Source organism: Methylobacterium symbioticum (assembly GCF_902141845.1).
Classification (GTDB): Bacteria; Pseudomonadota; Alphaproteobacteria; order Rhizobiales; family Beijerinckiaceae; genus Methylobacterium; species Methylobacterium symbioticum.
The window spans coordinates 1-1,298 of record NZ_CABFPH010000231.1; the positions used below are offsets into that span (position 1 = coordinate 1).

1 protein-coding gene is annotated in these 1,298 nt (G+C 69.8%); it reads left to right on the plus strand.

Going from position 1 to position 1,298, the window contains the following annotated elements; all coding sequences use genetic code 11:
* The first annotated feature begins 57 nt into the window (after window positions 1-57).
* Window positions 58-1,271 (plus strand): IS3 family transposase gene (locus tag MET9862_RS29005; protein WP_108943201.1). Its coding sequence is split into 2 segments (ribosomal slippage): window positions 58-337 and window positions 337-1,271, totalling 1,215 coding nucleotides; the frame shifts between segments, so codons are not numbered across the junction.
* Window positions 1,272-1,298 lie beyond the last annotated feature (27 nt).

A 1,298-nucleotide genomic window follows, 5' to 3' on the forward strand; every position in this document is an offset into this window, starting at 1 on the left:
TGGGATTGCCCCGGTTTGATGGACACCGAGATCGCTTTCGCGTGAGGTGTTTGCCCGATGCCCAAGACCCGCCCCGCATACCCCGCCGAGTTCCGGCGGCAGATGGTCGATCTGGTCCGCGCCGGCCGCGACCCCACCGAGCTCGCCCGCGAGTTCGAGCCGTCGCGCCAGACCATCCAGAACTGGGTCGCGGAGGCTGACCGCGGCGAGGGCCGCCGCGAGGCCAAGCCGCCGACAGCCGATCCCGGACTGACGGCGAGCGAGCGCGACGAACTCGTCCGGCTGCGGCGCGAGAACCGACAGTTGAGGTTGGAGCGTGACATCCTCTCTCGCGCGACGGCCTGGTTCGCGCGGGAGACCGGGGTCCTGCCGTCGGGGTCTTCCGGTTCATGAGCGCCAACCAGGCCGACTTCCCGGTCGCCGCCATGGCCCGTGTGCTCGGCGTGTCGAAGGCCGGCTACTACGCTTGGGCGGGACGAGAGCCCTCGGCGCGGGCGGTTGCCGACGCCGCACTGCTGAAGCGCATCCGTACAGTCCATCTCGGCTCGCGCCAGACCTATGGCGCGCCGCGCGTCCACGCCGATCTGCGCGAGCAAGGCGAGCGCCATTCTCGAAAGCGCATCGCCCGGCTGATGCGGGAGGCTGGTCTCGTCGGAGCCAGCCATCGGCGCGGCGGTCCCGTGACGACACGGCGCGATCAGGAGGCACGGCCGGCCCCCGACCTCGTCGACCGCAACTTCGTGGCCGAGGCACCGAACCGGCTGTGGGTCGCCGACATCACCTACGTGCCGACGGCGGCCGGCTTCCTCTACCTCGCTGTGGTGCTCGACGCCTTCAGCCGGCGGATCGTCGGTTGGGCGATGACCAACCACCTGCGCTCGGAGCTGGTGCTCGACGCCCTGGAGATGGCCGTCACGCAGCGCCGGCCGCGCGACGTGATCCATCATTCGGATCAGGGCTCGCAATACACGTCGCTGGCCTTCGGCAACCGGTGCCAGGAGGCGGGCGTGCGCCCCTCGATGGGCTCGGTCGGCGACGCCTACGACAACGCCATGGCCGAGAGCTTCTTCTCGACCCTCGAATGCGAGCTGCTCGCCCGCCGGCGCTTCCGCTCGCAGGCGGAGGCCCGCATGGCCGTCTTCAGCTACGTCGAAGGCTTCTACAATCCGCTGCGCCGCCACTCGGCGCTCGGCTACCGCTCGCCCGTCGTCTACGAGCAGGAGACTGCGTCAGAACTGCCGATCGAGACCCTGCTCAGCCAAGCCCCCTGAACCGTCCACAAAAACGGGGCAATCCCA